Below are 19,701 nucleotides of genomic sequence, written 5' to 3'. Positions count from 1 at the left end.
ACCGCGATTGCCATCCCGATCTGAAAATCTACTGGCTCTATCCGTTTGTTTGATTGAATGGGTCCTTTTTCACCGTTGATTGCAATCAATGGTGAAAAGCAAAGGGCCGTTTTATAGTCGGTTCCGACGGCAACCGGTTCAGGATTGAGTTCGATGATTCGTGCAATCGCTCAGGCAGTATTGTGGATAAGCGGCCTTGTCGCAGCCTTCTTTGTGGCCAAGGACGAACCGAATTTCCCTCTTCTGCAAATGACGGTCGGGCTCATACTCCTAATTCTGGTTTCTCTGGCTATCTGGTGGTTCACCAATCCGAAGAACCCGCAGAAATAGTGCCAGCCTATTACGCACTTGCGGGCCCAGACCGAAACGCGGTAAATTTTCGGAAAATCTTCAACGTTTCCGCGTGGTTCCATGAGCGATATTGTCAACCTACGGCAGTTCAAAAAACAGAAAGCTCGCGCTGAGAAAGAGAAGCACGCGGACCAGAACCGCGTTCTTTTCGGGCGAACGAAATCCGAAAAGGTTCTTACGCAGGCGGAAATGACAAAAGCGGAGCGTTTTCTGGATCAGAACCGTCTGGAGAAAAGCGACAAGCCGGACGCGGAAAAGTGAACGCGCCGGGGCGGTTGCGCAAACATTCTGTCAGTATTCGCGGACATGCGACGAGCTATACGCTCGAAGACCCGTTCTTTGAGTTGATTGAAGAAATTGCGGACACGCGTGAGATGTCCGTTGCAAGCTTGATCGCAGAAATCGATAGCAGGCGTGACCGGTCAATCAACCTGTCATCCGCGCTGAGGCTCCACGTCCTGGATTGGCTTAAATCCAGATTGCCTCAAGGCTGAGGTGCCGGGGCAGCAGGCACTTGCTCCAGGCTTTTCAGAAATTCGTTGAGGGATTGCCCGCCGTCCGGCGATGCGAGGGGAGCATTCGTCCCTCCCGCCGGAGCGGCCTGTGGCTTCTGCGCCTCAAGCTGTTGCGCTTCCTCTGCGGCTTGCCGGGCCACTTCACGCGCCTTTGCTTCAGAACGGCGCCTTGCCTCTTCCTCACGCTGCAAGCGGTTGCGCTCCTCTTCATCCGCTTCAAAAAGTCCAAGCTGGCGGCGAAGGCGCTGCTTCTCCATGAGGCTCGCCTGCATTGATTCAACACGCTCCTGCTCGCGCTCGAGTGCACGCTGGGTGAGGAACTGAATCAAGGGCTGCTTATCGAAAGTCACTTCCGGTACGCTATAGGTGCCCCCCAGAGAAAAGGCTACCTGCGGTGAGATGCCGGTATCGGAACCGCCGTCGTTCTGGAACGTCAGACTGCCGTTTCCGCCAATACCGAGCGTGGACAGATCGAATTGCAGATCACCGAGAAGGACTGCATTGCCGTCATTCAGGTTGGCCGCAGCCATACGCGCGACACCGCCGCTAATGGCAAACTCAAACCGCGCATTACCCGGCGTAAACGTACCTTGCCCCGTAGCCTTGTCGGCAATACCGACAAATTGCTTCGAAGCGAGCTTGTCCGGGCCAGACGACTGATCGCCCGTCGCGTCAGCTGCCGTGATCATCGCGGGCAATGCCGTTCCATCCAGACCATTGACGGTAAAATTCTCCACGTCGAAACTTGCAGTTCCAGCCAGCGATCCGACGAGCGCCGCCACGCTCTCGCCACTTCCGTTCAGATTGACAGCGGCTTTCACTACGCCGCCAAGCGGCGCAGCGCCGGTCTCCAGCTGGTAGAAATCCTTGAGGTTTGCGCCGCTCCACTTGAGTTCCGTCGAGAGAAGAGCATTCTTGTCGCTGTTGCTCAAGGAAACATTGCCGACCAGATATCCGCCTGCCCAGTTACCGGTCAATTCGTTCAGCTGAAGGCCGTCCATGGACTTCAGAAGCCGTGTCGAAAACTCCGTGGCGGTCCCGAAGCCGCCCATATGCGCCTGCGCTACATTGAGTTTCACATCCAGCAGGAGCGGCAGCGATGATCGCACAGCGAATGCGCCACGCGGCCAGATCGTCTTCGCAACAGGTTTTGCCGGCTCGAACGCATCCTGCCCGAGCATGATCGCTGCGAGGCTGTCGACCTCAAGCGTGGCAAGCTTTGCCTCACCTTTCAGCTGCGGAAGTCCGCTGTCGGCAAAATTGGCCTCCAGCCGCGCCGACACCTCTTCCCCGTCCAGCTTTCCCGTCAGATTGGGGAACCGCAAGATACCTTTTGCAAACTGGAAGTCGCTGGCAAGGTCTGCTGAAAGTCCCTCCCCAAATCCAGGCAGGGCGAAACCTGCCGTCGCGATAAAGGGTTGCAGATCGGCGGACTTCAGCTGAGCCTTGCCACTGGCGGCAATATCACCGCCAACCAGCGAAATCACACCGTCGGCAGTCGCTGCCCCGTCAGGTGCCGTGAGCTTGAGGAGCGTCCGCATACCCGCGCTCGGTGCACCTTGCATGCTCAGATCGGCCGTAAGTTCACCCGCAAGCCCCAGCGGCAGGGTGGGCAATCCGATCAATGCAAGCACCGCTTCGCCTTGTTCCGATGCCGCGGTACCGTTCAATTGCATCTGCAACGGCTCGCTCTCCCCTTCGCCGCCGCTCGCGGTCCCCGACAGGTCCAGCTTCATGCCCCCCGCCTTGCCGGTAACGCTGAACGAAAACTCGCCAACACCGGGAGGATTCTTGGCTTTCGCCTCGGCGGGTCGGTCGCTCTTGCCTTTGGATGCCGCAGTTTTTGCAGGCACCGGGGCCACCGCTGGAACCGAAGGCGAAACTGCGTTGGCGATGACATTGATTTCGCTATCCTCGAACAGGCCAGGGAAATTGGCTGCACGTATCGAAAGCGCGTGGAACAGCGGCAACTGGGGATAGCGATTGGCCATCAGCGACAGGAACCGGGAAAGGTCGGCGGACAGGATTGTCGCGTCGAGCGAGCCGGACGGCGTATTGGCAAAAGGCTCGTAAGTGCCGGTCGCAGTCAGTGCCGTGCCCGCCACGTCGCCGATCATCAGCCGGTCGAAATCGAAACGTCCGTCATGAAGCCGGAGTGCCATATCGACATTGCCAGCCTCCATGTCCTGATACCGGACTGGTCCCGCCTTGAATGCCAGATTCAACGACTGACCATCAAGGAGACCGAGGCCGTCACCGCTCGAGAAAAATCCTGTAAAGGCTTGCAGTGCTTCGCTTTCCACCACACCGCCATTGAGCGCGAGCGTTATTGCAGGCTGCGCCAACCCCTTTACTTCGCGAACAAACGAGCCTTTGAGCGTTGTCTTTCCCAAGGCGATTTCGAGATTACCGATCCGCTGCATACCGTCGCGAAGCTCGACTTGACCGGAGAAGCCTGCACCGTCCAGCTTGCGGACGGAATCATCGACTGTCTCGTTGAGCCATGTTGCCAGTCCCGAAGGCTGGCGCGAAGCAACCAGCAATTCGCCCTTGAAGCCGAAATCCTTGCCGACCGAAAGCGTGCCCTTGGCTTCCACCTTGGTCCGCCCAGGAAGATCGGCAGCGAACTGACGAATATTCCAGTTTTTTCCATCAGGTTCCGCACTCACCGTGACCGAGCGTATCGTCGTACCACCCGCGATCACCGCAGGCAGGCGCAAATCCACATTGCCGGGTATGGTCGGAATGGGCAATTGCTCAAGAACACGGCGCGCAATCGCAATCCGGTCTGCAATTGGCATGTCTGAGCCAGTCTGTTCTTCGCTGGCGGCCTCGTTCGGCCCCCAGTAGAGCTGCTGGCCATCGGCGTTGACTTCGAAACGTGGCTCTTCGCCGTAATCGATGAAGGCCTTGCCATTCACCACATAAGGATTGTCGGCTGGCCCTTGCTCCATCCGGAATTCGCTCGCGTCGAAACGACTGCGATCCGCCTTGAACTTTCCGGTTACACGTACGCCACTGAAAAAGGGCGTTTCCGCCGGCGCCTTCTGGTCTTTGCCCGTCTTTACAACCATATCCGACGAACGGAGAGAAAAGTCACCAGCATAGTCGAGCCGCCCATCGGTTACGGTCACATCGCCATCGGTCTCGAAAGTAGCCGGTATTGCATCCGGTGAAATTCGAGCCCGCACGCGCAGCGATCCATCAGGCTTCGCTTCGCCACTTGTCAGGTCGATAGCAAGCCTTTCTCCCCGCAAGACGAGGCTTCCATTGGCCTGCCACGGACCTGCCAGACTGTTTGCAGAGATCACCGCGTTGAGTTCGGTCGCCGTGTGACTGCGGCCACTCGCTTCTTCGCGAAGCGTGATGGTGCCATCTTTGACGGAAAGTCGTTCCAGCTTGATTTTCGCCGGATCAAGCGGCGTCGACGGACGGATTGCCCAATCGACCTTGCCATCCCTGTCGAGCGAAATCGTCGCCCGCGGACGGTCGACACGCATATCGAAGATCAGAAGCTGGCCGCGCAGGAACGGCATCAGTTCGGCATCCATGGAGAACGTGTCGACGGTCATCACCGGCTGGGCCGCGTCGGCCCCGACACGCACATCGGAGAACGCCACCGAGGGAAATGGCAAAAGCCGGGCGCTGACGTCACCGGCGACTTTGACGGGACGCCCCAGAATACGGCTCGCCTCCCGCTCGAAATCGGCGCGATAGCCGCTCCAGTCAACAAAAGGCGGCACGACAAGTGCTGCCGTCAACAGCAGCACGAGTAGCCCGCCGACGATGACGAATATGCGGCCCAAAAACCAGCTCCGGTCAAACAGATTGCAAGTTAGCGTGAAACAAACGGTGAATCACGCTGTCTTTATCTGCGCAACATAACGGCATCGATCCGGCGACAACAAGGCAAATTGCATCCCGGCCACCCCGATATGCACGCCTGCATGAATCAAACTCTTGGCAAAATCGTCCACAGGCCTGATTTGAATCACGAAATCAGTATTTTACCCGGATTCATGATGTTGTCGGGATCGAGTGCCTGCTTGATGGCCCGCATGTAATCCGTGGCCTCACCCAATTCCATGGCAAGATACTTCATCTTGCCCTGCCCGATACCGTGCTCACCGGTGCAGGTGCCTTCCATGGCGATGGCGCGTTTGGCGAGCCGGTCCATGAAAGCTTCGGCACGTTCCATTTCATTCGCATCATCCGTGTCCAGAAGCAGGAGCAGGTGGAAGTTTCCATCGCCCACATGCCCGACGATCGGAGCGATCAGGCCGGTTTCGGCGAGGTCCTTTTCCGTCTCGCCGATGCAATCGGCCAGACGCGAAATCGGCACGCAAACGTCCGTCGAAACGCCTTTGCAACCCGGTCTTAGCAGGAACGATGCCAGATAGGCATCGTGCCGGGCACGCCAGAGCCTGTCGCGCTCCTCTGCATCGTGTGTCCACCGGAAATCGCCGCCGCCATTGCCCGCAGCAATCTCTCCAAACAATTCCGCCTGCTCGGCCACGCCGCTTTCCGTGCCGTGAAACTCGACGAACAGATAGGGCTGCGCCTCATAAGGCAGTTTGGAGTGGAGTATCAGCGCCTGCATCTGAAGCGTGTTCACAAGCTCGATGCGCGCAACGGGAATGCCCATCTGGATGGTTTCGATCACCGTGCGGCAAGCCGAATCCACATCCGGGAAAGGACAGATGCCGCCCGAAATCGCCTGTGGAATTCCCTGTAGTTTCAATGTCAGTTCGGTGATGATGCCAAGAGTTCCTTCCGCTCCGACAAGCAGCCTCGTGAGGTCGTAGCCCGCAGCCGTCTTCTTCACGCGCTTGGAGGTCTCGATCAGGCGGCCATCGGGCATCACGGCTTTAAGTGCCAGCACATTCTCGCGCATGGTCCCATAGCGCACCGCATTCGTACCCGAAGCGCGGGTTGAAGCCATGCCGCCCAGCGTGGCATTGGCGCCCGGATCGATCGGGAAGAACAGTCCCGTGTCGCGCAGATATTCATTCAGTTCCCGACGCGTAACGCCCGGCTCCACCACGCAATCGAGATCCTCTGCATGAACGGCAATGACCTTGTTCATGCGGGTGAGGTCAAGCGACACGCCGCCAGCTGGCGCGTTCACCTGCCCTTCAAGCGACGAACCGGCACCGAAAGCGATAACCGGCACACGGTGCTCGGCACATATACGCACGATATCCTGCACTTCCTGCCCGTTCTCGGCAAAGATGACGATGTCGGGAGCCTGTGTCGGCACATAGGTTGTCGTGTGGCCGTGCTGTTCGCGGATAGCCTGACCGGTCTGCGCACGCTCACCGAAACGCTGCTTGAGTACACCGACTGCTGCGGCGATACCGTCCTCGTTGCGGGCAAGTGCGACAACATTTTCAAGCGACATCGTTCATTCTCCGAAACTCGATATTCAAACGGCAGGCAGCGCCAGGGCAACCGGGTCTTGCCCAAGATGTTTCGCCACCGCCCGGATCACCAGATTATGGTCCTCGCGCTGCGGCAGCCCAGATACGATCACCGCACCGATCACGCCCGCTCCGGCAACGCGGATCGGAAATCCGCCACCTGCCAGCGCGTAATCCTCCACATTCAGCGCCTTGTGGGAAGCGAACATGCGGTCGTCGCGGTTCTGTTCCAGAACAAGGCGATAGGTCGAAGCGTGAAAGCGGCGCACGACATTGAACTTGCGGCGCAACCATTCCTGATTGTCCACCGTGCTTCCGGCTGTCGTCGCATAGAATAATTGCCGGTCCCACAGGGATATTTCGATGGCGATTCCAAGCTTTTCCTTCACGGCGATATCGCGAATGCTCGCACCCAGCGCAAATGCTGCATTTTCGTCAAACGAGGGAAAAATAAGCGCCTGTTCCTGTCGGATGATCTGCGCAATCGCCTGCTTGCTGTCGTCGCCTTGTGCCATTTTCTGCATTTTCCCGATGAGCTGCACGAAATCTGTGCGTTCCTTGTGCGCCTTCAATCACGTGATTGCAATAAGGCTTGTCGGCCATCAAACTTGATTGATCGGATGCAATCCACTAGTGGAGCCTTATGGTTCAGAACCCCAATATAGATGTGCCTCTGAAAGGCGATCAAATACCGGAATTTGTGGAAACCGCCGTATTCAAGCGCGACGTGTTTTCGGAAACCCATGCCGGCTATTTCGTGAACGATCCCGAAACCCGCATCATCCGTCGCGTGGTAAGCGCCGCTCCCTGGTGGTCGAAGCCGCTGGCCTGGATATTGGCCCGGCGCGAAATTCGCGGTCTCAAGACAGTGCGCGGTATCGAAGGCGTCCCACAACTGCTTGCCACTGACAAGGACGGGCTTTACCGATCCTGGACAGAAGGAACGCCACTGCATCTGGCCCGCCATTCAGATCCGAAATGGTATCGCACCGCGCATCGCATCCTGCGCGACATGCGCCGGCTCGGCGTCACCCATAACGATCTCGCCAAGCCGCAGAATTGGCTGATGACGCCTGAAGGCGAAGCAGCGGTCATTGACTTCCAGCTGGCAAGCGTTCATCGCCGTCGCGGTGCCCTCTATCGCCTGATGGCATATGAGGATTTCCGTCATCTGCTCAAGCAGAAGCGCGCCTTCGCGAAGGACCGGATGACGCCAACGGAAAAACGCATTCTGGCGCGCCGGTCCCTGCCCTCCCGCATCTGGCTCGCGACAGGCAAGAAGGTCTACAACTTCATCACCCGTGGCATTTTTAGCTGGTCCGACGGTGAAGGTACGGGCGACCGGATCGACAACGAAGGTCCTGCAATCCGTGCCGCACTGAAATCCGATCCGCGCGTAACCGATGTGGCGCTTGCGCTCTATTCACTTCCAGCCAAGGGCGTCGGCATCTACGCTTTCGTGGAAACGCTCAACGCAGACGAGAAAAGTCTGCGCGCAAGGCTTAAAGGACAGAAGGTCGAACTGATCCAGCCGGTTGCCCATCTGCCACGGCGCGCCGATGGGACCGTCCGCGACGACATTCTGCGGCTGATCGCCATGAACCAGATGACGGAACTGGACGATCTGTTGCAGCGTGAACCCGAACTGCGCGGGCTCGTGGAAGCGCTGGCTTCTCATCGCCTGAACTTTACGGATCGTCGCGTTACTCAATTAGAGTAGTCGAATATTTTAACCCTTTCGCTGGTCTTTCAGCCACGAATCATTACATTCGGGTCAAATGTCTGACTTTCCCGACGATATGCCGTTTTTCGGCGATGACGACGCTCCGGCAAGCCGCACGCCTGCTCCCGGCAGCATTGCCGCACGTGCCATGGCAGCACGCAACCAGCAGCGCGGCGAACCCGATTACCTGAAAGGGCTGAACCCGGAACAGCGTCAGGCTGTGCTGACGACAGAGGGTCCGGTGCTGGTGCTTGCCGGTGCGGGCACCGGCAAGACACGCGTTCTGACGACCCGTATCGCGCATATTCTGACCACCGGCCTTGCCTATCCAAGCCAGATTCTCGCCGTGACCTTCACCAACAAGGCTGCGCGTGAAATGAAGGAGCGTATCGGCCATCTGGTCGGCGGCGCAGTGGAAGGCATGCCATGGCTCGGCACATTCCACTCCATCGGCGTCAAGCTTTTGCGCCGCCATGCGGAACTTGCCAATCTGACATCGGATTTCACGATCCTCGACACTGATGATGTGATCCGCCTGATCAAGCAGCTCATTCAGGCTGAGGGCCTTGATGACAAGCGCTGGCCGGCACGCACCTTCGCCAACATGATCGACGGATGGAAGAACAAGGGATTCGGCCCATCCGATATTCCTGAAGGCGATGCACGCTCATTCGGCAATGGTCGCGGGCGCGAGCTTTATCAAGCCTATCAGGAACGCCTGCGCACATTGAACGCCTGCGATTTCGGCGATCTTCTGCTGCATCCGATCCGCATCTTCCGCAATCATCCGGATATCCTGCGCGAATATCACGCAAAGTTCCGCTACATTCTGGTGGACGAGTATCAGGATACCAATACGGCGCAATATCTCTGGCTGCGCTTGCTTGCACAACGCCCTCAATCGAGAAATACCTCTCCCACAACACAAAACACAAATGCGCCCATACAGCCCGCTAGGGCGTCCGAAGGCCCCCGCGGAGCCGGTGAGCGCCGCGAACTCGGCGTGAGCGAAAACAAAGTCAATCTGTGCTGCGTCGGCGATGATGACCAGTCGATCTATGGCTGGCGCGGGGCAGAAGTGGACAATATTCTTCGCTTCGAGAAGGATTTCCCGGGCGCAGTCGTCATCAAGCTCGAGCGCAACTACCGCTCCACGGCGCATATTCTCGGCGCCGCCGCACACCTGATCGCACATAATGAGGGCCGCCTCGGCAAAACGCTGTTTACGGAGGCGCCCAATCCGGACGATCCACGGGTGAAAGTCCATGCCGCCTGGGACTCCGAAGAGGAAGCGCGCGCAGTCGGTGAAGCGATCGAACAGGCGCAGCGTCAGGGGCACCTCCTCAACAACATGGCGATCCTCGTTCGCGCCTCTTTCCAGATGCGTGAATTCGAAGACCGCTTTGTCACGCTTGGCCTCAATTACCGCGTCATTGGCGGTCCGCGCTTCTATGAGCGCCTCGAAATCCGCGATGCGATGGCCTATCTGCGCGTGGTCGCGCAACCTGCCGACGATCTGGCGTTGGAGCGCATCATCAACACGCCGAAGCGGGGGTTGGGCGAAGCCGCCATCCGGCAGGTGCATGATTATGCCCGCGCACGCGACATTTCCATGTTCGCTGCGGCTTGCGACCTCATCGAAACCGAAGAGTTGAAGCCGAAGCCACGCTCCGCGCTTCGCGAAGTGGTCGAGAATTTCCTGCGCTGGCAGTCGATGATCGACAACACCCCGCACACGGAACTGGCGGAAACCATCCTCGATGAATCCGGCTACACGGCCATGTGGCAGAATGACAAGTCTGCCGAAGCACCGGGTCGGCTTGAAAACCTCAAGGAACTCATCCGTTCCATGGAGGAATATGAAAGTCTGCGTGGTTTCCTTGAACACGTCGCTCTTGTCATGGATGCCGAGCAGAACGAGGGTCTGGATGCCGTCAACATCATGACGCTGCATTCGGCCAAAGGTCTGGAGTTTGAAACCGTCTTCCTTCCTGGCTGGGAAGAAGGCCTGTTTCCCCACCAGCGCGCGCTTGATGAAGGTGGCCGTTCGGGCCTTGAGGAAGAACGTCGCCTCGCCTATGTCGGCGTGACTCGCGCCAAGAAAAATCTGCATATCTGGTTCGTGTCCAACCGGCGCATCCACGGAATGTGGCAATCCACCATTCCCTCCCGTTTTCTGGAAGAATTGCCGGAAGCGCATGTGGAAGTGGCTGAACTGGAAGGCAATTACGGCGGTTATGGCAGTGGCTATGGGCAGTCCCGTTTCGACAAGGCCGATCCGTTCCAGAACACCTATTCGACGCCCGGCTGGCAGCGCGCGCAACAGAACCGTTCCGATGCGACACGCAATAACTGGGGCTCGCGCTCCGGTAGCCGCGTCGAGCGTATCGGCTATGGCGAGACCGATTCCGGCTTCGGCGCCGGGCGTGGTTCTGTGAAGGGCCGCACGATAGACGGCGAACTGGTAGCCAAGTCAGTGGCCGACAAGCCATCGGCCTTCAAGCTTGGCGACCGCGTGTTTCATATCAAGTTCGGTAATGGCACGATCTCGCTTATCGACGGCAACAAACTCACCATCGATTTCGACAAGGCCGGGCAAAAGCGCGTTCTCGACAGCTTCGTCCAGCCGATCTGAATTACGCCTGGTGAAGAAGCCGGATTAGCAAAAGCTTTGCTATTCCGGCTTACCTTTAGCCCACGTAACATCGCCCTTATAGAGCGGCACGGTCGAAAGCGAGGTCTTCGCGGAACCGTCCTGAACCTGCGTCGCATGGGCGAGATAAAGCAGCGTATTGTTCGTCTTGTCGTAAATGCGCGTGATGACGAGCTTCTTCCAGATCAGACTGGTGCGTTCGGAGAAAACCCGTTCTCCACCCTTGCCAAGATCGATGTCGCCGATGGTGATAGGCCCTGTCTGCTCACACGAAATCGAAGCATTGGATGGGTCTTCAAACCAGTTACCCTTTTGCAACCGGTCGATCATGCCACGTGAGAACGACGCCAGATGGCAGGTTACGCCCTGCACCTTCGGGTCCTGTACCGCGTCGATGACGATATCATTTCCAAGCCAGTCGACGCCGACCTTGCCGACTTCCTCGGCGGGAGCCGCCGAAGCTGCAACAACCATCATTGGAGCAAGCAACAAACCGGCAAAACGCTTCAGTCCGACCATATTTTCCAGTCTCCAGAACTATCGTGACGTGAAAGTGGGAAAATAATTACGGCTTTGCAAGAGTCGGATTCAGCCGCTCCACTTTTCAAGAAACGCCTCAATCTCGAGCGCCTGAATGTCCGGCACCGCTTCGTAGAGTTTTTCCACTGGCCAGTTCCACCATTCAAGTTCAAGCAGCCGTTCTATGACGGCATTGTCGAACCTTTTGCGGATATAACGGGCCGGAACACCACCGACCACATGATAAGGCGGCACATCCTTCGTGACGACTGCATTCGCGCCAATCACAGCGCCATGGCCGATCTGGACGCCCGGTGTGATGACCGCGCCGTGGCCGATCCATACATCATTGCCGATGATCACGCGCTGCGCCTGACGCCTTGCGCGGAACTCTCCATCAACGCCCAGATAACGAAAATATTCATTTGGCCGGTAGCTTACCTTATGCGTCGTCAGCCGCTCCATCGGGTGTTCAAGCGCATTGATGCGGACATTCGCAGCAATGGAGCAGAACTTGCCAATCTCGGCATAGATCCCCTCGCCATTCCGCTCGAAATAGGTGAAATCGCCGACCGTGACTTCACGCAGAATCACGCGCTCACCGATATCCGCGTACCGCCCCAGCTTGACTGATTTCAGCTGAGCAGTGGAATGAATGCGAGGTTCACTGTTCTGTAAACGAAGATCATCTGACGACGTCATGAATATTCACCCGAAGCATCGCTACAAGCAGCGCAATCCGAAAGATCAGCCTATCCCGCTGCCATTTCAGGCATATATCAGTTCGCCCCCTTGCGAAAGACAAAGCAGGCGCTCTCTGAACCCTCACGTCTCCCACGCGACAAATAGTCAAAAATTTCAGAAATTATTGAAAATTGAACAAATGACCCTACACTGCCGCCAGCTCTTCATGATGGCAGGATGCGGCTTTAACGACGGTTCTGCAATGCATAAGGAAAAGATAGGTTATTGAGCAGCGCAACGAGGCGCGTTCGGAAATTCAAGGCTGACTGGACATGAAAAAATTCCTGCCCATCTTCATCATCGCCTTTATCGTCGTCATTGTCGGCGCTGCGGGGCTTAACCTTTTCCGCGACAAGCAGGCGGCTAAAGAACCGTTTGGCGGCCCACTCAACCTCGTCACCATGGACGGAAAGCCGTTCACCGAGAACGACCTGCGCGCCGCGCCAGCGGCCATCTTCTTCGGCTTCACCCACTGCCCCGATGTCTGCCCCACCACTCTCTATGAGATGGATGGCTGGCTGAAGCAACTCGGACCGGAAGGCAGTGACATCAAGGCTTATTTTATCACCGTCGACCCGGAACGTGACACGCAGGAAGTTATGAAAACCTATGTCGGCAACGTTTCCGACCGCATCATCGGCGTCACCGGTACGCCGCAGAATATTGCGGATGTGGTGAAGTCCTACCACGTCTACGCAAAGAAGGTTCCCGGTGAAGACGGCGAATATACCATGGATCATACGGCATCGGTATTTCTGCTCGACAAGGGCGGCCGCTTCCGCAGCACCATCGCCTATCAGGAAAACCCTGATACGGCTCTGGAAAAGTTGAAGAATCTGGCCAAAGGCGCTGCAAAGAGCTAAGGAGAAGCTCAAGAACATTTCCAGCAGAGAGCTTTTTACTTCATGGCCCAGTCACGACTTTTCTTTTCGGCAGATAAGGCGGAAGCCGAGCGCGTCTACAACATTCTCGAACAGGCTTTCGAGGAGGATGGCTTTCCCATAGCAATCACCGAGATCGATGAAGATCGACAGGTTTTCGAGGTTTCGGTTTATGTCGAGGACGATGCCGAAGAAGTTGCCGGGCGGATCGATGAACTGGTGGGGACGGGCCTTTTTGCCGTCGAGGAACTGCCGGACATCGATTGGGTCACGCATTCGCTTGAAGGTCTGAAGCCGGTGAGAGCCGGACGTTTCTTCGTCCATGGCTCGCACGACCGCGACAAGATCGAAGCGGACGATATACCCATCGAAATCGACGCGGGTCTTGCTTTTGGCACCGGCCATCACGGAACAACGGCGGGATGCCTCGAACTGATCGAGGAGACCGTCACCAACGAACATCCGACCAATGCGCTTGATCTGGGTACCGGCAGCGCCGTTCTCGCCATCGCTATCGCCAAGCTCGCTCCCATTCCGGTATTGGCTACCGATATCGACCCCGTCGCCGTCACGGTCGCCGCTGAAAATGCCGCCAAGAATGGCGTTGCCGAGCACATCGTCACTGCAACGGCCGAAGGCTTCGGCCACGCGATCTTCCGTTCCTATTCGCCGTTCGACCTGATCGTCGCCAATATTCTGGCCAATCCGCTTATCGAGCTTGCTCCCTCCCTAAAAGAACATCTGGCGTCCGGCGGTTCCATCATTCTTTCCGGAATACTTGACAGCCAGCACGATGCGGTGCTCGCTGCCTATCAGGCACAGGGTCTCACCCATCAAAAGACGCTGCATCGCGAAGGCTGGGTGGCGATCCATTTGAAATAAAGCATTTCCAGCAAAAGTGCGAAGTGGTTTTGCTTCGGATAATGCGTAACATCCAAGAGACAGAGCAGTTTAACCAGACTGCTCTAACGGGCCGCATGCACCAAGGCGTATTCCTGTTTTGAGCGAGTTACAAAATGGCTTTTCAGAATTTCGACGTCACCACAAATCCGGCCAATGGAGCCCCGCGCGTTGCAAAGCTGCGCGCAAAGATGGCCGAGCTTGGCCTCGACGGTTTTCTGGTTCCTCGCGCCGATGAGCATCAGGGAGAATATGTCCCGCCCCATGCGCAGCGTCTTGCCTGGCTGACCGGCTTCACCGGATCGGCAGGTGCTGCACTCATCCTCAAGAACAGCGCCTATGTTTTCGTGGATGGACGCTACGAATTGCAGGTTCGCGCCCAGACCGACCCAAAGGTCTTTTCCTATGAAAGTCTCGTCACCAATCCACCGGCTTCCTGGCTGGCGGAGAACGGCAAGGGGCTGAATATCGGCTTCGACCCGTGGCTTCACACCATTTCGGAAGCACGCGCTTTGCGTGAGGCGCTCGAAAACCAGGGTGGTCAACTGGTTCCAGTCGAGATCACCCTTGTCGACGCCATTTGGGACGACCAGCCCGGCGTACCTGCGGCGGAAGTCACGATCCAGCCAGCCCGTTTCGCAGGCCATGAGGCGGAGGACAAAATCAGGGAAATGCAGACGGCCGTTGCCGCAAGCGGGGCCAGCGCGACTGTCCTCACCGATCCGTCCTCGGTCGCGTGGGTGTTCAATATTCGCGGCAAGGACGTTTCCAACACGCCGCTTCCGCTCAGCTTTGCCATCATTCCCGCGCAAGGCGAGCCAGAGCTTTTTATTGATGAACGCAAGCTCGCCATCGAACCGCGTGCCTATCTGACGCAGCTTGCCAGGCTCGCAGCACCTGCCGATCTGGAGGGGCATCTCAGTGCCCGCGCGGTCAAAGGCGAAGCTATCCTTCTCGATCCCGCTCTTGCTGCCGAAAAACTCCGCCTCATCGTCGACAGTTCAGGCGGTAGCGTGATCGAGGGCAAGGATCCGGCCCGTATTCCTCGCGCCATCAAGAACAAGGCCGAGCTTGATGGCTCGCGCGCAGCGCATGAGCGCGACGGCGTGGCGATGGTCAATTTCCTTTCCTGGATCGATGCCCAGAAGCCCGGTACGGTCGATGAAATCAGCGCGGCCCGAAAGTTGGAAGAATCGCGTGCCGATGCCGGGCGAGATTTCCAGATGCCGCTAGAAGACATATCCTTCGACACGATCTCCGGTGCGGGCCCAAATGGCGCGATCATCCATTACCGCGTCAACACCGACACCAACAGGACGCTCGAAGACGGCGAACTCTATCTGGTCGATTCCGGCGCGCAATATCGCGATGGCACCACCGACATCACCCGCACCGTGCCCATCGGCAGCGTGTCGCCGGAGACGATCAAGGCCTTCTCGCTCGTGCTGAAAGGGGTGATCGCGATCACCACCGCCCGTTTCCCGAAAGGCACGCGCGGCCAGGATATCGACGTTCTGGCCCGCATCGCACTGTGGAAGCATGGTTTCGACTACGCGCACGGAACCGGCCATGGCGTCGGCTCCTACCTGTCGGTCCATGAAGGCCCGCAGAGCATTTCGAAGAAGGGCGCGCAGGAGTTGCTGCCGGGCATGATCCTTTCCAATGAGCCGGGTTATTACAAGCCGGGTTCATTCGGCATCCGCATCGAAAACCTCATCATCGTCACCGAACCGGAAGTGCCCGAAGGCGGCGATATTCCGATGATGGGCTTCGAGACACTGACTTTCTGCCCCATCGACCGGCGCTTGATCGACAAGTCGCTGTTCACGCAGGAGGAAATCGACTGGCTGAACAGCTATCACGCCCGCGTGCGTGAGAAGCTGTCAGCCCATCTCAAGGACGCTGAACGCAAATGGCTCGAAGCGGCCACCGCGCCGCTTTAATAGCACTTTCACGCAGCAAAATGGCGTAGCGCCATCAGGAGCGCTACGCCCGCAAAGAACATTGTCATCATGCTGAGCCGCAGCGAGAGCACGATACACACCGCCAACACGAGCAGTTCCCGCCAGCCGTGATCTGAAGCGGGTGCGGCCACAATGGCCGTCAGAACAGCCGCAGGCACAGCGTTGAGCGCCGCTTCCACCCGATAATGCACATGGCTGAAGCGTGACAGGACCAGATGCCCGCCGATGCGGGTAAGATAGGTACAGAGCGCGCCTGCAAGAACGATCCAGATCGTGGTGGACATTTACGCCTCCCCTTCGCGTGGTTTTGCGATAATCGCCGCCAGCGCAATTCCGCCAAGCGCGCCCAGCGAAACATGCCACGGAGACCCCACAAATTTGTAGGCTGCGACCGCAGAAATCGCACTGGCTATAACGACAGGCAGCCACTTCTGGCGATGGCGGAAACTCATGACCATGCCGAGAAAATAGATTGGCAAAAGAAAGTCGATGCCGAAGGCATAGGGGTTGGTTATCAGATTGCCGAACAAACCACCAATCAGCGCTTCCAGAACCCAGGTCAGATAGAAGGTGAGCCCGAGGGCCATGTACCAGGCGAAGGTGACCGGCTTGCCGGCTTCCGCACGCTGTTCGACCTCTGCATACTGGATGTCCACCAGAACGAAAAAGGCCAGCGCCTTTTGCCATAGCCTGAAGTGACGGATGCGGCGACCTGTCGTCGCCGAATAGAGCACGTGCCGGAAATTGACCGCGAAGATCGACATGACGATCATCCACGGCGCAATATTCTGGCTGAAGAGATCGAGCCCCACCATCTGGCTGGCACCGGCATAGATGATCGCGCTCATGAATACCGCTTCGGAAAGCGACAAGCCGTTATCGACAGCCAGCGCGCCGAACAGCAAGCCAAATGGCGCCCCTGCGACGACAAGCGGAAGTCCGCGCCGGACACCGTCAACAATATCGGGGTGCGCTGAAGCCCTTCCGGGCCGAAAAGTCTGATTCACGAATACTCACTCCTCCGAATGAAGAGTAGTTATGAAATTCTGCTGCCCGTTGGAATATGATTTCCCAAAAAATCATACTATTAAACGGCGATGCCGCATTTGGGCATCACTCATAAATCCCGCTGATGCATTCATGAATGATTATGATTGTTGTGGAACAGTCTTTTCGATTTTGTGCATCCAGTCCACAAGCGGACGAGCCCGTTCGGTGAAATCGACAAGACGATTCGCCAGATCGGCGCGGGTAATCGTTTCAGGATCGATTTCCATCCGCACCGAGAAATGCCGATTGCGAATGGCTTCCAGCAGATCGTCGTCGGTGACGGCCTCAAAACCCCGCGGCGTTCGTTTCAGCCGGTCGTAGTCGCTGATCTTCAAACCATTTTTCTTGAGTTTCGCGACCATGGCACGGAATTCTTCCGGCTTCTCGACGATAGAGTTGCGTATGGCTTGGAGTAGTTCTTTCTTCGGTCCCCACCACGCGACACAGGCGTAGCTGTCGCGCACACCCGGCAAGCCGATGCAGACATAAAAGCATCCGCTCTCGTCCCATTTCGTGCCCGATTGCGACAGCAGTGCAGACAGATGACGATTATAGGGAGCCTTGTCCTTCGAAAACCGCGTGTCACGCTTGATGCGGAACTGCGATTTCGCTCGGTCGCCCTTGAACGGCAGACCAGCCTTTTCAAACCGGCTCGTCAGTTCCTCGACAAGATCGCCAAGCGGCTCCTTCAATTGCTGCTCGAAAAGTTCCTTGTTCTCCACGAACCATTCGCGGTTCTGGTGAAAATCCAGAGCTTTCAGAAACGGGATCGCTTTCTCGCCAAAACCGTTGAACGGGGCCATTATTCTTCTCCGACCAGCTTGAACCAGGCATCTTCGTCAATGACTTCGATGCCAAGCTCCGATGCCTTGGCAAGCTTGGAGCCCGCACCCGGTCCAGCCACCACAAGATCGGTCTTCTTCGATACCGATCCGGCGGTCTTTGCCCCATAGCGTTCTGCCATGGCCTTGGCCTCATCGCGGGACATACGCTCCAGACTGCCGGTAAACACCACCGTCTTGCCTTCCACCGGCGAACCGGTGGCAACGCGCGCCGCCTCATCAAGCGGCGTCACTTCCGCCAGAAGAGCCGCCAGCACTTCGCGGTTATGCGGCTCGGCATAAAAATCCACGACCGCCTCAGCAACAATGGAACCAATGCCCTCTACCGCGATCAGGTCCTGCCAGGCTTCATTACCTTTGTCTGTACGGTCGCCTTCTTTCGGCGGGACGGCTTCCAGTGCAGCTTTTTCAAACGCGGCATAAGACAGATAGGCTCGGGCGAAGCGTTTGGCATTGACTTCGCCGACATGACGGATGCCGAGGCCGAACAGAAAGCGATTGAGGGCAATCTCGCGCCGGTCGTTGATTGCGTCGTAAAGCTTCTTCACGGAAGTCGCGCCGAAGCCTTCGATGTTCTCAAGCTTCTTGAGCGAACCCGCCTGCCGCTTTTGCAGCGTAAAGATATCCGCAGGCGACTTGATCTTGAGGCTGTCATCTTCGGCGTGGAAGAAGAACTCAACCTGCTTTTCGCCAAGACCTTCGATATCGAAGGCATTGCGCGATACGAAATGGCGAATGCGCTCGACCGCCTGCGCCGCACAGGTCAGGCCACCGGTACAGCGGTATACCGCCTCGCCTTCCTCACGCACCGCGTGGCTCCCGCAGACCGGGCACTCATGCGGGAAATGGAACGGCACGGCATCGACCGGACGCTTCTCCAGTACAACATCGACAATCTGCGGGATAACGTCACCTGCGCGCTGCACAATGACCGTATCGCCAACGCGAATGTCATGCTCGTCCGCGCGGATACGCTCCCCCTTGAGACCGATGCCCTTGATATAATCTTCGTTGTGCAGCGTCGCATTGGTGACGACCACACCGCCGACGGTAATTGGCTCCAGTCGCGCCACCGGCGTCAGCGCGCCGGTTCGCCCGACCTGAATGTCGATACCGCGCAGGATCGTCGTCGCCTGTTCCGCCGGAAACTTGTGCGCAATGGCCCATCGCGGGCTGCGCGAGCGGAAACCGAGCCGCGTCTGCAGATCGAGCCGGTCGACCTTGTAGACCACGCCGTCGATGTCATAGTCCAGCGTCGGTCGTTCGAGCCCGATGGCACGGTAATGCGCAAGCAATTCGTCCGCCCCGTGAAGCCGCTTTGTCAGCGGGTTGACCGGGAATCCCCACTCGCGAAACATCTCGACCATGCCCATCTGCGTGTCGGCGGGCATGTCCGACATTTCACCCCAGGCATAAGCGAAGAACTTCAGCTTGCGGCTTGCCGTCACCTTGGCGTCAAGCTGGCGTAGCGAACCTGCTGCCGTGTTGCGCGGGTTCACATAGGTCTGCTTGCCTTCAGCGGCCATCTGCTCGTTGAGCGCGAGGAAATCGCTCTTGGCCATATAGACCTCGCCGCGCACTTCCACCACGGACGGCGCTCCAGCCGGTAGCCTGTTCGGGATTTCGGCAATGGTGCGGATATTCGCCGTCACATTCTCACCGGTCGTGCCGTCGCCGCGTGTTGCGCCGCTGACCAGAACTCCGTTCTCGTAACGGATCGACATGGAAAGGCCGTCGATCTTCGGCTCGGCGGTAAAAGCGATGGAATTATCCGGCAACTGCCCCAGAAATCGGTAGACGCTGCCGACAAAGTCACGCACGTCCTCATCCGAAAACGCGTTGCCGAGCGAAAGCATCGGGCGCGCATGGACAATCGGGGCGAATTTGGAAACCGGCGCAGTGCCGACCCGCAAGGACGGGCTATCTGTCCGCACCAGATGCGGAAAGCGCGCTTCGATTGCATCGTTGCGCCGCTTCAGCGCGTCATATTCCGCATCTGAAATTTCCGGCCGGTCATTGGCATGATAAAGCTCATCATGATGCGCAATGTCACGCGCCAGCCGCTCCAGTTCGGAAACGGCTTCAGGCTCGGTCAGTTTTTCGACGGGAATATCGGTCATAAGCGAAGCAAAACCTGCT

Annotated in this window: 18 protein-coding genes; 9 read left to right on the top strand and 9 right to left on the bottom strand. The window is 57.7% G+C overall.

From position 1 onward, the window contains the following. The first annotated feature begins 153 nt into the window (after window positions 1-153). The 3 genes from JNC63_RS10290 (at window position 154) to JNC63_RS10280 (ending at window position 845) form a co-directional block, all read left to right on the top strand. Window positions 154-330, top strand: a complete 177-nt coding sequence (locus tag JNC63_RS10290) for a hypothetical protein (protein WP_006471686.1) — start codon at window positions 154-156, stop codon at window positions 328-330. A gap of 81 nt (window positions 331-411) precedes the next feature. Beyond that, a complete protein-coding gene (locus JNC63_RS10285; protein ID WP_063620897.1) occupies window positions 412-612 on the top strand; it encodes a DUF4169 family protein in 201 nt (66 codons plus the stop codon). Continuing rightward, window positions 609-845 carry a ribbon-helix-helix domain-containing protein gene (locus JNC63_RS10280; RefSeq protein ID WP_006467196.1) on the top strand — a complete coding sequence of 79 codons (237 nt, stop codon included), beginning with the start codon at window positions 609-611 and terminating at the stop codon, window positions 843-845. The genes JNC63_RS10285 and JNC63_RS10280 overlap by 4 nt, the downstream gene beginning before the upstream one ends. Here JNC63_RS10280 and JNC63_RS10275 read toward each other — a convergent pair. The 3 genes from JNC63_RS10275 to JNC63_RS10265 form a co-directional block, all read right to left on the bottom strand. Further along, window positions 836-4,672, bottom strand: a complete 3,837-nt coding sequence (locus tag JNC63_RS10275) for an AsmA family protein (RefSeq protein ID WP_063620895.1) — start codon at window positions 4,670-4,672, stop codon at window positions 836-838. The genes JNC63_RS10280 and JNC63_RS10275 overlap by 10 nt on opposite strands. A 185-nt stretch (window positions 4,673-4,857) precedes the next feature. Continuing rightward, entirely contained in the window at window positions 4,858-6,267 is a 1,410-nt protein-coding gene (locus tag JNC63_RS10270; RefSeq protein WP_063620893.1) for an FAD-binding oxidoreductase, read from the bottom strand. Window positions 6,268-6,291: 24 nt separating this feature from the next. Continuing rightward, window positions 6,292-6,801: a heme-degrading domain-containing protein gene (locus JNC63_RS10265; RefSeq protein ID WP_063620952.1), complete on the bottom strand. Its 510-nt coding sequence runs from the start codon at window positions 6,799-6,801 to the stop codon at window positions 6,292-6,294. 128 nt (window positions 6,802-6,929) lie between these two features. On the opposite strand from JNC63_RS10265, the gene JNC63_RS10260 reads away from it, so the two are divergent. Next, window positions 6,930-8,006 (top strand): serine/threonine protein kinase, encoded by a 1,077-nt coding sequence (locus JNC63_RS10260; protein ID WP_374846297.1) that lies wholly within the window; start codon window positions 6,930-6,932, stop codon window positions 8,004-8,006. Between the two features lie 58 nt (window positions 8,007-8,064). Further along, window positions 8,065-10,644, top strand: coding sequence for an ATP-dependent helicase (locus tag JNC63_RS10255; RefSeq protein ID WP_063620891.1), 2,580 nt, complete (start codon window positions 8,065-8,067; stop codon window positions 10,642-10,644). Window positions 10,645-10,683: 39 nt separating this feature from the next. On the opposite strand, the gene JNC63_RS10250 is transcribed toward JNC63_RS10255, so the two are convergent. Together JNC63_RS10250 and JNC63_RS10245 are read right to left on the bottom strand one after the other, a co-directional pair. After that, window positions 10,684-11,181, bottom strand: coding sequence for a CreA family protein (locus tag JNC63_RS10250; protein ID WP_021586867.1), 498 nt, complete (start codon window positions 11,179-11,181; stop codon window positions 10,684-10,686). Window positions 11,182-11,250: 69 nt separating this feature from the next. Continuing rightward, complete coding sequence (locus JNC63_RS10245; protein ID WP_063620889.1) at window positions 11,251-11,883, bottom strand: DapH/DapD/GlmU-related protein; 633 nt, start codon at window positions 11,881-11,883, stop codon at window positions 11,251-11,253. Between JNC63_RS10245 and JNC63_RS10240 the strand changes: the two genes are divergently transcribed. The 4 genes from JNC63_RS10240 (at window position 11,882) to JNC63_RS10225 (ending at window position 15,649) form a co-directional block, all read left to right on the top strand. Continuing rightward, window positions 11,882-12,154: a hypothetical protein gene (locus tag JNC63_RS10240; protein ID WP_138725349.1), complete on the top strand. Its 273-nt coding sequence runs from the start codon at window positions 11,882-11,884 to the stop codon at window positions 12,152-12,154. The two genes, JNC63_RS10245 and JNC63_RS10240, sit on opposite strands and share 2 nt — an antisense overlap. Window positions 12,155-12,197: 43 nt before the next feature. Beyond that, window positions 12,198-12,788, top strand: coding sequence for an SCO family protein (locus tag JNC63_RS10235; RefSeq protein WP_006467205.1), 591 nt, complete (start codon window positions 12,198-12,200; stop codon window positions 12,786-12,788). A 42-nt stretch (window positions 12,789-12,830) separates the two neighbouring features. After that, complete coding sequence (locus tag JNC63_RS10230) at window positions 12,831-13,688, top strand: 50S ribosomal protein L11 methyltransferase (RefSeq protein ID WP_063620887.1); 858 nt, start codon at window positions 12,831-12,833, stop codon at window positions 13,686-13,688. Between the two features lie 134 nt (window positions 13,689-13,822). Continuing rightward, window positions 13,823-15,649: an aminopeptidase P family protein gene (locus tag JNC63_RS10225; protein ID WP_063620885.1), complete on the top strand. Its 1,827-nt coding sequence runs from the start codon at window positions 13,823-13,825 to the stop codon at window positions 15,647-15,649. 8 nt (window positions 15,650-15,657) lie between these two features. Here JNC63_RS10225 and JNC63_RS10220 read toward each other — a convergent pair whose 3' ends face one another. The 4 genes from JNC63_RS10220 to ligA form a co-directional block, all read right to left on the bottom strand. Further along, window positions 15,658-15,954 carry a branched-chain amino acid transport AzlD family protein gene (locus JNC63_RS10220; protein ID WP_063620883.1) on the bottom strand — a complete coding sequence of 99 codons (297 nt, stop codon included), beginning with the start codon at window positions 15,952-15,954 and terminating at the stop codon, window positions 15,658-15,660. Next, a complete protein-coding gene (locus tag JNC63_RS10215) occupies window positions 15,955-16,677 on the bottom strand; it encodes an AzlC family ABC transporter permease (RefSeq protein ID WP_063620881.1) in 723 nt (240 codons plus the stop codon). 141 nt (window positions 16,678-16,818) lie between these two features. Further along, a complete protein-coding gene (locus tag JNC63_RS10210; RefSeq protein ID WP_063620879.1) occupies window positions 16,819-17,523 on the bottom strand; it encodes a DUF2461 domain-containing protein in 705 nt (234 codons plus the stop codon). Continuing rightward, window positions 17,523-19,682, bottom strand: a complete 2,160-nt coding sequence (gene ligA / locus JNC63_RS10205) for an NAD-dependent DNA ligase LigA (protein ID WP_063620950.1) — start codon at window positions 19,680-19,682, stop codon at window positions 17,523-17,525. The genes JNC63_RS10210 and ligA overlap by 1 nt, the downstream gene beginning before the upstream one ends. Between the last annotated feature and the right edge of the window lie 19 nt (window positions 19,683-19,701).

The sequence above is a fragment of the Brucella ciceri genome, assembly GCF_041930145.1.
Lineage (GTDB): Bacteria > Pseudomonadota > Alphaproteobacteria > Rhizobiales > Rhizobiaceae > Brucella > Brucella intermedia.
The sequence above is the reverse complement of the archived record's forward strand: the minus strand, read 5'-3'. Positions and strand labels throughout refer to the sequence as shown.